Consider the following 14609-nt stretch of genomic DNA (forward strand, 5'->3'; position numbering starts at 1 on the left):
CCAGAACCACTGCCGCCAGAACCGTTGCCACCAGAACCGTTGCCACCAGAACCACTGCCGCCAGAACCGTTGCCGTCAGAACCACTATCGTCCTGAGAACCATTGTTTCCTGGAGGTTTATTATTATCTTTTGAATTACCTTCTGCTAAATTATCGTTATTTTGTACAATAGCGTTTGTTATTGGGTGGAAGTTTTCCGTTGCAGCATTACCAATATTTAAGCCGCTAAAAAAGGATAAAGAAAGTGTAGATGCTAAAATGAATATTTTTGTCATTGTTTTCCTCCTGAAGAAAAAATTATTATTCCATCTAAAACACATCCCTTTGTAATATTTCATAGGAAAAAGAGTTTTATGCAAAAAAAACTATATATAGAAAAAGGTGGTGTATTTCTAAAGGGAGAAAAGAGTTAATGTAAATTCCCTACAAATAGTAGATTGATGGAGAATTTACACTCATAACAGTAGAGGAAGTGGCAACGGATGAAAGAATATATTGCATTTGATATTGGTGGTACGCAAATTAAATATGGAATTGTTTCAGAAATAGGGGTAGTACTAATGCATAAAAAGGTCCCAACAGAAATTCACTTGGGCGGGGAACAAATTGTTCAAAAGCTTATATATGTATCAAAAAAAATAATGACTGAACATACTATTTCCGGAATTGGTATTAGTACAGCGGGAATTGTTGATATTAATAAAGGAGTTATAACGGGAGGTGTGGAGCATATTCCGCATTATGCTGATATTCCTATTGTTGAGAGATTACAAGAAATATTAAAAGTTCCTGTATCTATTGAAAATGATGTTAATTGTGCAGCCTTTGGCGAGAAATGGAAGGGGATTGGGAGGGGAGAAAGTGATTTTATTATGCTCACACTTGGAACGGGGATTGGTGGAGCAATTGTTATAAATGGGGAGTTATACCGTGGACATTCGTTTGGTGCTGGAGAATGGGGAAATATGTTAATAGAAGGGAAAACTTTTGAGGAGGTTGCCTCAATTTCGGGATTAATTCATCTTGTACGAAGATATAAAGGTGAAGAAGAGTGGGATGGTAAAACAATTTTTGAATTATATGATAAGGGTGATAGTGGTGTTACTCAAGCCGTGAAGATTTTCTTTAAACATTTGGCGATTGGAATTAGTAACCTTGCTTATATTTTTAATCCGAAAATGATTATAATTGGTGGGGGAATTACTGAAAGAGGAGATGATTTCTTAGATGAAGTGAAGGAAGAGATAGGAACATACTTAAATCAAGAGATTTATAGTAATTGTGAGATTAAACTTGCGCAAAGCGGCAATTGTGCAGGAATGATTGGTTCTATTTACCACTTCTTACATCATCATAAGTAAATTATATGGATGTTTTCATATAATTAAGAATTTATCCTTTTTCTCACTAGATAAATAATGCTACAATATAAGAGAAGAATACAATATTTTCCGATTCGGAAAATGCTTTGTAGAAAGGAAGAAACTTCATGCCTATTATTTTAGAAAAAGGACAAAAGATCGATTTAACGAAAGGACAACCGAGAGTAGCAAAACTGCAGGTTGGCTTGGGCTGGGATCCAATTGGGCAATCAGGTGGTTTTCTGTCTTCTTTATTTGGAAGTAAACCGAATGTAGATTGTGATGCATCTGTTGTTATGTTAGAAGGAGATCGCTTTTTAAACAAAAATGATCTAGTTTATTTTGGCAACAAACTTTCTACTTGTGGTAGTATCATTCATTCAGGAGATAATTTAACAGGTGAAGGTGCTGGTGATGACGAAACAATTTTCGTAGAATTACATAAAGTTCCGAGCCGTATTAATCGTTTAGTATTCGTTGTAAATATCTATGACTGTGTAAATCGTCGTCAAGATTTTGGGATGATTCGCAATGCATATATTCGTATTCAAAACCCACAAACAGGTGAAGAATTAGCGCGTTATAACTTGTCAGATAATTACGCTGGCAAAATGACTTTAATTGCAGGGGAAATGTATCGAGACGGAAACGAATGGAAGTTTTCAGCAGTTGGAGAAGGAACACAAGATAAAAACTTAAGTGAGATTGTATCACGTTACCAATAAAATAAACCAAGGAGGAATTGTATATGGCATCAATTTCATTGAAAAAAGGACAAAAGGTAGACTTAACAAAAACAAATCCAGGTCTTTCGAAAGTTCTTGTAGGACTTGGTTGGGACACGAATCGTTATGACGGACAAAGCGATTTCGATTTAGATGTTAGTATTTTCTTAGTAGGTGCTAACGGTAAAGTTTCAGGAGCAGAGGATTTCGTTTTCTATAATAATCCCAAAGGTGCGAATGGTGCTGTAGAGCATTTAGGAGATAACCGTACAGGTGAAGGTGAAGGCGACGATGAAACAATTAAAATAGACTTAAAAAATGTTCCTGCACATATCGAACGTATTTGCTTCACAATCACAATTTATGATGGAGAAGGCCGTAGCCAAAACTTCGGACAAGTTTCTAACTCTTTCGTACGCATTATGGATGAAGAAAAGAATGCAGAATTAATTCGTTACGATTTAGGAGAAGATTTCTCTATTGAAACTGCAGTAGTAGTAAGTGAATTATACCGTCACGCAGGTGAGTGGAAATTCAATGCAATCGGAAGTGGATTCCAAGGTGGATTAGGTTCTCTATGTAATAACTTTGGTTTAGATGTAGAGTAATAGATTTATATATCCATCAGTGAAATGTATATTTACTGATGGATATATTTCTTGATATTAAAATATAGAGGTGAATATGCATGGTTATTCAATTACAAAAAGGACAGAAAATTGATTTAGCTAAAACAAGCCCAGGTTTATCAAGAGCAGTAATTGGTCTTGGATGGGATATTAAATCTTATGATGGTGGATCTGATTTCGATTTAGATGCATCTGCCTTTTTATTAGATGCGAACGGGAAATGTACGAAGGAAACTGATTTTATTTTCTATAATAATTTACAGTCTCCTTGTGAGTCAGTTTTACATACAGGAGATAACCGTACAGGTGCAGGTGACGGTGATGATGAGCAACTTGTTGTAGATTTGAAAAAGGTTCCAGCAGATGTTCATAAAATTGCTATTACAGTTACAATTTATGATGGTGAAGGCCGTAATCAAAACTTTGGACAGGTTGCAAATGCATTCGTTCGTTTAGCAAATGAAGAAACAAACGAAGAAGTTCTTCGTTTTGATTTAGGGGAAGATTTCTCCATTGAAACAGCAGTTGTCTTTTGTGAATTATACCGTCATAATGGACAGTGGAAGTTTAATGCAGTAGGAAGCGGTTTCCAAGGTGGCTTAGGTGCGCTTGTAAGAGCGTATGGCTTGGATGCATAAGAAGGGAAACGACATTCGTTTCCTTTTTTTGACCTTTCTATAAATCTAGCAAAGAATAGGGGATAAAGGTAAGATGAGTATTTTGCAAGGAATCCTTGATACGTATGCTCAGTTTTTTGACTTGGACATGTGGATTAAAGTGTTGCAGGATCCAGTATCTTGGGGATTAATCGGTACACTTGTTGTACTTGAAGGGTTATTATCTGCTGATAACGCACTTGTATTAGCGGTAATGGTAAAACACCTTCCAGAAGAAAAGCGTAAAAAAGCATTATTCTATGGCCTTATTGGAGCTTATGTATTCCGTTTTATTGCAATTGGAATCGGAATGTTCTTAATTAAATTAGCATGGGTAAAAGTGTTAGGTGCACTTTACTTAGCTTGGCTTTCAATTAAATACTTCATTGATAAGCGAAAAGGTAATGCAGAAGAAGAGGAAGCTCATGGTATGAACCAAAATAGTATTCTCTTCAGAATGTTTGGTGTCTTCTGGGGGACCGTTGCGATGGTTGAATTAATGGATATCGCATTCTCTGTAGATAGCGTACTTGCTGCATTTGGTGTATCGAATGAAGTTTGGATTTTACTATTAGGCGGAATGCTCGGTATTTTAATGATGCGTGGTATCGCTGGCGTATTCTTAAAATTGTTAGAACGTATTCCAGAACTGGAAACGACAGCATATATTTTAATCTTAATTATTGCAGCAAAAATGCTACTGTCTGTCATTCATATTGAAGTAAGCCATACGCTGTTCTTTATTATTTTAGTTGTAGCGTTTGGAGCAACATTTATACTTCACTACATGAAGAATTCTGGACAAGCTAAAGAAGAAGTTGCAGCTACTAAAAATGAACATAAATAATTGAAATGGGTTTGCTCGTTATACGAGCGCCCATTTTTTATAATTAAAAATAGTTTATAATAGAAGAGAGACTTTATAAAAAACGTAAATGTTTTTGGAGGTGAACTGTTGTGTTCTCACGTTTTACACTTCAACCATGTGCATTAAAAGAAGAATCAGATTTAAAGCAATTTGAAGCGCTTTTAGAAAAACGCCCACAATATGAACTGACAGAGAATGAGATGAAATTTAGTTATATAGCAACTCGTATTCTTGGTGTTCCCAATGATGTAGATGAATATTTTAATGAGTTATTTGATTATAGTGAAGCAAAAGGGATCGAGGTTTTGCATGAACAAAATTTAAATAAGGTGATTGATCCCGAAAAACTGCGCCATATTCAAGAAGTTTTTGCATTACATCAAGAAGCACCGAATGGACTTACAGTAAATAGACTTGTAGCCCATTTGTCTGGAAAACAACTATTACCGCAAGTAGACAATCCTGATTTACAGCATTATATACATACGACGTTTATTTCGGTATTAAAATTGTATGAAAAACAACATAATCAATCTTTAAAAACAGAAGGGTTCCGTCGTTTCTTAATTGACATGATTAAATTAAGTGAAAATTACGTAGCGAAGTGGTTCTCTACGATTAATTATAAGAAACAAATGCCGCGTATCGTTTGGTACGGTGATGCGACAGAGAGTCGTATATATTTCTTATACTTTCTTATTATGCTCGGCTGCGATGTGCTTTATTATCACCCAGAAGGAAAAGATGGATTTGAGAGTATAGATGAGGAAGGAAAGACCTTTGTCGTATCTCATTCAGGCCGTATTTCATTGGAACCATTTCCTGATCGGCGTCGTGAACGCGTCGCAACCGTAGCTTATCAAGCTTCAAAAGAAATCGAGCAAGTACTTCACCACGATAATTCACTGCTGTACAAGCCATGGCAATTCCGTTCATATACACCTGTAGCACGTACATTAAAAACAACATACGATGAACTCTTTTTAATTACGAAAGAAAAGGCATTTGTACGCCCAACCTTCTTTGTTGAAAATAAGCATATTTATATCCCTTCTTTATTTGCAAAAATATCAGGTGTGTCAAAGAATGATAAAGAATATTTTCAACGATTAAAGGCTGTTACATCATTTGATAACAGTTTATTAATTAATACATTTCCGTTTACGAAAGAACAAAAAGCGAATTTCCAATATCATTATCGAGATGCATTGGACCGCGGAGGGAAGTTACATCCGGATTTAATTATGAATAGTCATTGGTGGCCGCATAAACGTTTACCAGAAGGTTTACAACATGGTATTGCAGAGGCAATCATTCATACGTGCGAAAGTGAAATGTGTAAACCAATTGCGAAAGAGACGAAACAAGATGTAGCACTGTATGTTTTCGCACAGCTTTCTCAAATCCCACCGAATATTTTAGAGCAACTTGAGAAATTTGATTATTCGCAAGAAGTACCGAAAATTGTTATATTTAATAATGAGAAGAGCGGAGAATTAAGCCGTTCTGATGCTGTTTTATTATTGTTTTTAAATCAAATTGGAGTAGATGTATTCCACTTCAATCCAACGGGGAGAAACGATATTGAACCGTATATTGAAGTAGGAGCATTTGATTCACATTGGCTTGAAGAAGTTAATTTCGATCTTGAGTTTCATGGTTCATCAGCCTATAAAAATTTATCACAAACAATAAAAGGACTATTTCGTCCATTTTTATAAGGAAAGGGAGAATACCATATGAATAACCCAGTCGTACTAGATTCGAAAACAGAATTGAATGAGCAAACGGCACAAGATGTTCGTTTACAACTTAGACAAGATGCGGAAGTGCAACGTATTTATAATGCGGTAGATATTAAAGATCAATTAGAATTAATCGAGCTTGGAAAAGAACCATCTATGGAAATTTCACGTTTCGCTGATCAAATTTTACATACAATGTCTTTATCAAAAATAGAAGACTCTGGTGAATTATTAAAACAGCTTGGTAAAATTATGGACAGATTTGATAGCAAAGACTTTGCGGAAGAGAAAAGTGGCTTCTTCTCACGCATGTTCAAAAAAGCAGATAAAATGATTGAACAAATCTTTAGTAAGTATCAGACAATGGGTCGCGAAATGGATAAAGTATACGTAGAAATTACGAAGTATCAAGATGAAATGAAAAAATCAATTGGTACATTAGATGGCCTGTATGAGCAAAACTTAAAGTATTATTTAGATTTAGAAAAATACGTAGTAGCAGGGGAAATGTTATTAGAGCGTTTAAATACAGAGTTAGTTCCGATGTACGAAGAGCGCGTACGTAATAATGATCAGTTAGCAGGTATTGAATTAGAATCGCTTAAAAACTCTGTTGAAATTTTAGAACAACGTATTGATGACTTAGAAAAAGCACGTATGGTTGCTCTATTAACAGCGCCACAAATTCGTATGGTTCAACGTGGTAACAACAAATTAATCGGTAAAATCAATACAGCATTTATTACAACGATTCCTATCTTTAAAAATGGTATTATTCAAGCGGTAAATGCAAAACGTCAAAAGCTGGTTGCAGATTCTATGGCTGAACTTGATCGTCGTACGAATGAATTGCTTAAGAAAAATGCACAAAATATCGCGACTCAAAGTGTGGAAGTAGCGAGGTTATCAGGTTCTTCTAGTATTAAGATGGAAACACTTGAGGAGACTTGGAACATTATTTCAAGAGGTATGCAAGAAACACAACAAATTGAAGAACAAAATAAACGTGAGCGTGAAGAAAGCCGTAAGCGTATGGCTACATTAACAGAGAACATCAAAAAAGAATTACAAGGCTAAATGAAAAGGCAATGAGGAATATTCCTCATTGCCTTTTAGTTTCTCTTAACTAATTTAATGATTTCATTCACAACAAGCGGAATGATACTTAATAAGAGAACAAATCCCCAATCGCGTAATGTTAATGCATGCACACCAAATATATTGGCAAGAGGAGGGATGGAGATAATACAAACTTGCATAAGAACACCGATAAGAAGTGAGAAGACTAAATATTTATTTGTAAATATCCCAATTGAAAAAATCGATTTCGTTCTTGAACGTAAGTTAAATGAATGAACGAGTTGAGAAAAACTAAGAACGACAAATGCCATCGTTTGAGCATGTAATAGAGCGTCTTCATCAATTTGCTCTGGGAAGAGAGGAAATAAATTTGTATCTCCTGTATAGAGCTTTGCCCCAACGATAAAGGCTGTTAAAGTGAGAAGTCCAATTACAACCCCATTGAAAATAAGAAAAGGAACGCTACCGCTAAATAAGCTTTCTTTCGCATGTCGTGGTTTTTCCTTCATCACATCTGGATCTTCAGGATCAACACCGAGTGACAGTGCAGGCAGTGTATCTGTAATTAAATTTACCCACAAAATGTGAATAGGTCGTAGTGGTGTTGCCCAGCCAAGTAAAATAGCTAAAAATAAAGCGATAATTTCTCCGAAGTTACAAGAGAGTAGGAAGAGAATCGATTTTTTTATATTACGATAAATATTTCTACCTTCTTCAACGGCTTTAACGATAGATGAGAAGTTATCGTCTGTTAAAACGACATCTGCTGCGCCTTTTGCGACATCTGTTCCGGTAATGCCCATTGCTACTCCAACATCTGCTTGTTTTAAAGATGGAGCATCATTTACACCGTCTCCAGTCATGGAAACAATATTTCCTTTAGCGCGTAATGCTTTTACGATCTTTACTTTATGCTCTGGAGAGACTCTGGCGAATACATTTAAGTGATTAATTTTATTTGCTAGTTCTGTATCTGGGATGTTATCTAATTCAGTTCCAATCATAATTTCAGATATTTCTTTGGCAATACCAAGTTCTTTGGCAATTGCAAAGGCGGTATCTTTATGGTCACCAGTAATCATAACTGTGCGAATACCGGCTTTTTTACATTCTGTAATGGAATCTTTTACTTCTGTACGTGGTGGATCAATCATACCGACAAGACCTATAAAGATGAGATTTTCTTCGAGATGATTTATATCCACATAGCTTGAATTGTATTGTTTAAATGCGAATGAAAGTACTCTTAAAGCTTCTTGAGACATTGACTGGGCAGCATCTAATATTTGATTTTTATCAGAATCTGTTAGGACCTCGATTTTGTTATTTATAAAGATATGGGTGCAGTGAGGTAAAAGTTTATCGATAGCACCTTTCGTCATACTATAGTATTTTTCATCGTACGTGTGTACAGTTGACATCATTTTACGATCAGAATCGAAAGGTAGTTCGTTAACGCGTTCATGTATCTTTTCTAAATGATCCTTTTGCATGTTAAAAGTGTTTCCAGCAACGAGAAGCGCAATTTCAGTAGGGTCTCCGGTTTGTGAGTCATTATTGTAAGACGCATCATTACATAGCACCATATTTTCTAACAATAGACGTTGCGCATCATTATTTACATTTAAATTTTCTAAGTGATCGTATGTGTTATCACTATAAAAGTGAGTAACAGTCATTTTATTTTGAGTTAATGTACCCGTTTTATCTGAACAAATAATTGTGACAGAACCGAGGGCTTCAACAGCTGGTAGTTTACGAATGATAACATTTTGTTTAATCATACGCTGAACACCAATTGCAAGAACGATGGAAACGATAGCTGGCAAACCTTCTGGAATGGCTGCAACAGCTAAACTAATCGCAGTCATGAACATTTCTAATGTATCTCGTCCTTGTAAAAAACCGATGAGAAACATAGTAGCACAAATAGCTACAGCGACAAAACCTAAATATTTTCCTACTTGTGCTAAGCTTTTTTGAAGTGGTGTCATATCATCGTCTGCTTCATGTAAAAGGGTAGCGATTTTACCAATCTGTGAGTTCATTCCAGTTTCAACAGCGACACCAACTCCGCGTCCGTATGTTACTAGCGTCGACATAAAGGCCATGTTTTTTTGATCGCCTAATGGCACTTGTTCATCACTTTGCATAGAAGGGTGGTAGATTGCATCTTTATCAACAGGGACAGATTCACCAGTTAGAGCAGATTCTTCAACCTTTAAATTAGCAGTCTCGATAAGCCGTAAATCACATGGGATATATCGTCCGGCATCAAGCATAACGATATCACCTGGAACGACGTGTTCAGATGGGATTTCTTTAAGTTCGCCGTCTCGTTTTACGATAGCTTTAGGTGTCGCCATTTTCTTTAGTGCTTCTAAAGCTTGCTCGGCCTTTGATTCTTGAATGACACCGATAACTGCATTTAAAATCACAACGAGCGCGATAATACTTGCATCGGCCCATTCACCTACAAAGGCGGAAATAAGGGCAGCAATAATAAGGACATATACGAGGACGTCGTTAATTTGGGTGAAAATGCGTTGCCATAAAGTACGTTTTTGTTTTGTAGCTAATTCATTAGAACCATATTGCTTTAAACGTTCATTTACGATTTCATCTGTTAAACCGTGTTGTTCATTTGTTTCTAGGTCGATTAATGTTTGATTTTTCGTCTTACTGTACCAATTGCTCATAAGTAAGCACCTCCAGTAAAAACAGTTAGCAATGGTAGTGTTGCTATTATTTGTGAGTAGTATGTATGGAGAAAAAATCTAAGGTGAGGTTCTACTTTCATTGTACAGTATTTTAAAATGTGATGAGGAAAAGCGTAGAGTTGTCATGAATTTGTTGAAATTAAAAAGAGCCTCTATTTAGGAGGCTCTTTGTTATTTTTTAATTAATGTACCTAACTCTTCTGTAATAGCTTGCATTTCACTAATGCTAAATGTTTCACGTTTCATAACATGCTCATAAATATCACGTAAGTCTTCGTACATTTCTTCGTTAAAGCTAGCTGCTCTCATTGCTCCAGCATTAACCATGCGTAGTTTTTCTTTAATAGCTTCTACCATATATTCAACGTTTTCTTCTGATTTTACGGATAAATCCACCGAAGTGTCCCCCTTTAAAATAACATAAGGCTATCTTAACATTTTTTATCATTTTCGTTAATGAAACTTTTCAATCCTATTAAATTAGTAGGGATTTCCTTTATAATTAATAATTGGTTGTTTATACTATAAGTATATATTAAGAAATGCACCAAGAAGGGAAGAAACAAAAATATGGTCCAAGTATTGTTTGTTTGTCTTGGGAACATTTGCCGTTCTCCAATGGCAGAAGCGATTTTTCGAGATCTTGTCGTAAAAGAGGGACTCGAAGAGAAAATTGTCATTGATTCTGCAGGAACTGGAGATTGGCATATTGGTCATCCACCACATAAGGGAACACAAAAAAATTTAAAAGAAAATGAAGTCGCTTTTGAAGGAATTAAAGCAAGGAAAGTAGAAAAAGAAGACTTAACAAAGTTTGATTATATTATTGCCATGGACAACAAGAATATAGCAGATTTAAAAAGTTTAGGTAAAACTGGAGGCTATATTGGTATGCTGTCCGATTTTGTTCCAGACGGTGGCTGGACAGACGTTCCTGACCCTTACTTTACAGGGAACTTCCAAGAAGTGTATGACCTTGTAACAGAAGGGTGTGCAAAGCTATTAGCTTTCATTCGAAATGAACAAGGAATATGAGGAAGCTTAGAAAGTAATACTTTCTAACATAAGAAATGAAAGGGTGAAGGAATATGGCAAAGAAAAATAATATTGCTCGAAACATTGCGATTGGTGTAGCTGCAGGTGTAGCTGTATCTATGTTAAAGAAAGAAAACCGTGAAAAAGTAAAAAATACAGCGGGAAAAGCAAAAACAAAGATGATTGAAATCGGTGAAAATGCGAAGATAAAAGAAAAAGTGCAAACTGTTACAGATAAAGGACGCGAACTTGCTGATTTTAATGTAGTGAAAGCGAAAGTAGCAGAAATTAAAAAATTAACGCCGTCTGTTGTAGAGACGTTAAAAGAAACGAAAGAAATTTTTAGTAAGAAAAAAGTTGAGCCAGTAGAAAAACCAGAAACGATCGAAATTCAAGCTGTATCTCCGAAAGTAGATGAGCTTAAAGCGGAAGAAGAGCCAGTGGTAGCTGAAGATGGTGGTATGAAAGAAGCGCGTGAATTATTTATGAAAGACTCAAATGCAGAGGAAAAAAAAACTGAAGCATACATTGAGCTAAAGCAAAATAAAGAAGAGAAGAAAAGCGTTTAAAAATATATGAGAAAATTTATAGAAAAAGTAAGAAGACATCGTACTTTTTCGTTCGGAAAAGATTTATATGACCGGACGATGCGCGATGATGTAGCGGGCTTGGCAGCACAGCTCGCTTATTTCTTCTTGCTTGCGATTTTCCCTGGGCTTGTTTTCTTAATTACGCTTCTTGGCTTTATTGACCTTCAAACAGAAAGTGTGCTCAATTTATTAGAACCGTACGTACCAGAAGATGCGATGAATTTAATTGAAGTAAACGTAGATAAAGTTGTAAACGAGCAAAATGGTGGTTTATTATCATTTGGTTTACTATCGATGCTATGGTTTGCTTCAAACGGGGTGAATGCGGTTATGAATGCTTTTAACCGTGCTTATGATGTAACAGAAACCCGTTCCTTTATTAAAACAAGAGCTTTATCTATCGTGTTTACGTTAGCAATAATTTTTATGATTGTGTTTGCACTAATCGTTCCGGTATTTGGACAAGTGATTGGGGCAGCTGTGTTTAAAGCAATTGGTTTATCGGATAGTTTTTCTTACGTTTGGAGTATTACGCGTTTAGTAGCGAGTTTCTTCGTTTTGTTCGCTTTATTTAGCTTTTTATATACGTTTGCTCCTGATCGGAAATTAAAGCGAAGAGAAGTCATATCGGGGGCTTTATTTGCTACTGTAGGATGGATTGTGGTATCGTACTCATTTGCCTATTATGTAGATAAATTTGCAAATTACGCTAATACATATGGTGGTCTCGGTGGTATCATTATTTTAATGTTATGGTTTTACTTAACTGGGTGGGTAATTTTACTTGGCGGTGAAATTAATGGTTTACTCCATCATTATAGAACGGGTGACAATAATTCCCGTAATGAAAAATGAGCTCTTGTTCCATAATAAAAGGGAACAGGGGGGATATTTCATGAGTAACAATAAAAAGAACCACAATAATAAAAGTAACAATAAACAAAAGAGCAGTTCGCATCCAAAGCATAAAACGAGCAGCAGTGCGAACGGTCACAATAGCTACCATTAAAAAAAGCGGGTCCTTTATGAGGGACCCGTTTTATTTGTTTCCTTTTAATAATCGCAAACCATTTAAAATGACAAGAATCGTACTTCCTTCATGTCCAATAACACCGAATGGAAGAGCCAAAAATTGCAAGAAGTTAGAACAAATCAGCATTGCAATTACAGCTAGCGAAAAGATTACATTTTGCTTCACAATACGGTTCATTCGTTTTGATAAACGGATGGCTTGAGAGAGACGAGATAATTCGTTCTTCATGAGAACAACGTCTGCAGTCTCTAATGCCACGTCTGTTCCTTCACCCATTGCAACACCAATACTAGCAGTAGCGAGTGCAGGTGCATCGTTTATACCATCTCCAACCATGGCGACTATGCCGTACTTTTCTTTTAACTGCTTTATCGTTTCAACTTTCGTTTCTGGTAAACATGATGCGTAATATTCTTTTATATTACTTTCATGGGCAATTGCTTTTGCTGTTTCTTCATTATCACCAGTAATCATGATTGCTTCTACACCAATGCTTTGTAAATCATGAATAGCAGCTATTGTTTCTTGACGAAGGGTATCTTTTAAAGCGATTAGTCCAAGAATACCATCCTCATCACTTATATAAACGACAGTTTTTCCCTCTTTTTCAAGTGAGGCAGAAATGCCATTATGAAATGTTTTTGTTTCTTCTCCGATAAAATCAGCTTTACCAATTTTATAAGCGTTGTTTTCTAATATTCCTTTTAATCCAAAACCAGTTACATCTTCAACGTTTTCTGGTTTTTTTATCGTAATGTCGTAAGCATGTTTTGCATATTTAACAATCGCTTCTGCTAAAGGATGTGTAGAGTGACTTTCAATCGCTGCTGTAATAGAAAGTACTTCACTTTCTGCTATGCCTTCTCGAACATATACATCTGTTACAGTAGGTTTTCCTTGTGTTAATGTTCCTGTTTTATCAAAGGCAATCGCCTTTACTGAAGCTAGACGTTCTAAATGAATACCACCTTTAAAGAGAATACCATTTCTCGCTCCGTTTGAAATTGCTGATAAAGTTGCTGGTGTAATGGCTGCAACTAGCGCACAAGGAGAAGCGACTACAAGTAAGATCATAGCGCGATAAAACGTTTCATTCCAACTCCAATCAAGTAAGAAATGAGGAACGAACATCATAAGCGTAACAACGAGTAGTACACCTTTTACGTATGTTCCTTCAAACCTTTCGATGAATAGTTGTGATGGTGATTTTTCGCTTTGTGCACTTTGAACGAGGCGAATAATCTTTTGGAATAATGTTTGATCGCTTGGCTTCGTAATTTTAACTTCGATAGCACCACGTAAATTTACAGTGCCGGCAAATACTTCATCACCGAATTTTTTCTCATTCGGAATAGGTTCTCCTGTAATAGCTGCTTCATCAATATTTGTTTCACCATTATGAATTGTGCCATCAGCAGGAACACGCTCACCTGGCTTAATTAAAATAATATCGTTAATTTGTAATTGTCCAACAGGAATACGTTCCTCAGTTCCGTTTGAAATACGTAATGCTTCTTCCGGTTGTAGATCAAGAAGCGCTGAAATTTCTTTTTGGCTTTTACTTAATGTATAAGATTCCATTGCTCCGCTTAATGCAAAGATGAAGATTAAAATAGCACCTTCTGCCCAGTAACCGATAACTGCGGCACCGATAGCTGCAAAAATCATGAGCATTTCAACATTTAGCTCTTTCTCTTCAATTGTGTCTTCAATACCTTCTTTTGCTTTTGCAAATCCTCCAATTACATAGGCAAGGATATAGAAAGTAATACCTGCGCTTATTGCCTCGTTTTTTGTGAATAACCAGCCAGCTAAAATGAAAATACCAGATGCGATTGCAAATATAAGTTCATAATGTTTCTTTAATGTATCCCATAAAGAGGGATGAGAAATATCTTTTTGTGCTTGTAATGTTTTTACTTCTGCGTTCATTACTACTCGCTCCTTTCGAATTCTTATTGAGAAAAAGAATCAAAATCGAAACCCCTATAAAACGACGAAAGCTGCCATCCATAATGGATAGCAGCATTTCTGTTGAATCTGATTTTAATAGTTATTATGTTGTAATTATTCTATAGTATAGCATATGTTTTTCTTAGATGATATGTTTTTGTTTTAGTATAAAGTAAAACTTTAATTAGTGGGGGTTTTGTTCATCACCCACTGA

At 35.8% G+C, this 14609-nt stretch carries 13 protein-coding genes and 1 pseudogene; 10 read left to right on the forward strand and 4 right to left on the reverse strand.

The window, feature by feature from the left end; genetic code table 11:
- Positions 1 to 275, reverse strand: a pseudogene (locus BAU23_RS24030) (cell wall anchor protein); the annotation flags it as partial.
- A gap of 207 nt (positions 276 to 482) precedes the next feature.
- On the opposite strand from BAU23_RS24030, the gene BAU23_RS24035 reads away from it, so the two are divergent.
- From BAU23_RS24035 to BAU23_RS24065, 7 genes are all read left to right on the forward strand, one after another.
- Positions 483 to 1361 carry an ROK family protein gene (locus BAU23_RS24035; RefSeq protein ID WP_000666122.1) on the forward strand — a complete coding sequence of 293 codons (879 nt, stop codon included), beginning with the start codon at positions 483 to 485 and terminating at the stop codon, positions 1359 to 1361.
- A gap of 128 nt (positions 1362 to 1489) precedes the next feature.
- Positions 1490 to 2086, forward strand: a complete 597-nt coding sequence (locus BAU23_RS24040) for a TerD family protein (RefSeq protein WP_001121596.1) — start codon at positions 1490 to 1492, stop codon at positions 2084 to 2086.
- Positions 2087 to 2109: 23 nt separating this feature from the next.
- A complete protein-coding gene (locus BAU23_RS24045) occupies positions 2110 to 2694 on the forward strand; it encodes a TerD family protein (protein WP_000146733.1) in 585 nt (194 codons plus the stop codon).
- A gap of 80 nt (positions 2695 to 2774) precedes the next feature.
- A complete protein-coding gene (locus tag BAU23_RS24050; protein ID WP_000236636.1) occupies positions 2775 to 3353 on the forward strand; it encodes a TerD family protein in 579 nt (192 codons plus the stop codon).
- A gap of 73 nt (positions 3354 to 3426) precedes the next feature.
- A complete protein-coding gene (locus BAU23_RS24055; RefSeq protein ID WP_000025693.1) occupies positions 3427 to 4218 on the forward strand; it encodes a TerC family protein in 792 nt (263 codons plus the stop codon).
- Between the two features lie 110 nt (positions 4219 to 4328).
- Positions 4329 to 5960 carry a YceG family protein gene (locus tag BAU23_RS24060; RefSeq protein ID WP_000492837.1) on the forward strand — a complete coding sequence of 544 codons (1632 nt, stop codon included), beginning with the start codon at positions 4329 to 4331 and terminating at the stop codon, positions 5958 to 5960.
- Positions 5961 to 5978: 18 nt separating this feature from the next.
- Positions 5979 to 7061: a toxic anion resistance protein gene (locus tag BAU23_RS24065; RefSeq protein ID WP_001064419.1), complete on the forward strand. Its 1083-nt coding sequence runs from the start codon at positions 5979 to 5981 to the stop codon at positions 7059 to 7061.
- Between the two features lie 35 nt (positions 7062 to 7096).
- Here the strand turns inward: BAU23_RS24065 and BAU23_RS24070 are convergent, their stop codons facing one another.
- Together BAU23_RS24070 and BAU23_RS24075 are read right to left on the reverse strand one after the other, a co-directional pair.
- Positions 7097 to 9763, reverse strand: a complete 2667-nt coding sequence (locus BAU23_RS24070) for a cation-translocating P-type ATPase (RefSeq protein ID WP_071735280.1) — start codon at positions 9761 to 9763, stop codon at positions 7097 to 7099.
- Between the two features lie 192 nt (positions 9764 to 9955).
- Positions 9956 to 10180 (reverse strand): DUF1128 domain-containing protein, encoded by a 225-nt coding sequence (locus tag BAU23_RS24075; RefSeq protein ID WP_000366197.1) that lies wholly within the window; start codon positions 10178 to 10180, stop codon positions 9956 to 9958.
- A 174-nt stretch (positions 10181 to 10354) separates the two neighbouring features.
- Between BAU23_RS24075 and BAU23_RS24080 the strand changes: the two genes are divergently transcribed.
- From BAU23_RS24080 to BAU23_RS24090, 3 genes are read left to right on the forward strand one after another with little or no spacing between them, the layout of a single operon-like run.
- Positions 10355 to 10819, forward strand: a complete 465-nt coding sequence (locus BAU23_RS24080; RefSeq protein WP_071735282.1) for a low molecular weight protein-tyrosine-phosphatase — start codon at positions 10355 to 10357, stop codon at positions 10817 to 10819.
- A gap of 53 nt (positions 10820 to 10872) precedes the next feature.
- Positions 10873 to 11388, forward strand: coding sequence for a DUF4075 domain-containing protein (locus BAU23_RS24085; RefSeq protein WP_001085400.1), 516 nt, complete (start codon positions 10873 to 10875; stop codon positions 11386 to 11388).
- Between the two features lie 6 nt (positions 11389 to 11394).
- Positions 11395 to 12264 (forward strand): YihY/virulence factor BrkB family protein, encoded by an 870-nt coding sequence (locus BAU23_RS24090; RefSeq protein ID WP_001224543.1) that lies wholly within the window; start codon positions 11395 to 11397, stop codon positions 12262 to 12264.
- A gap of 184 nt (positions 12265 to 12448) precedes the next feature.
- On the opposite strand, the gene BAU23_RS24095 is transcribed toward BAU23_RS24090, so the two are convergent.
- Complete coding sequence (locus BAU23_RS24095) at positions 12449 to 14374, reverse strand: heavy metal translocating P-type ATPase (protein WP_000990897.1); 1926 nt, start codon at positions 14372 to 14374, stop codon at positions 12449 to 12451.
- Between the last annotated feature and the right edge of the window lie 235 nt (positions 14375 to 14609).

It is taken from the genome of Bacillus nitratireducens, assembly GCF_001884135.1.
Classification (GTDB): Bacteria; Bacillota; Bacilli; order Bacillales; family Bacillaceae_G; genus Bacillus_A; species Bacillus_A nitratireducens.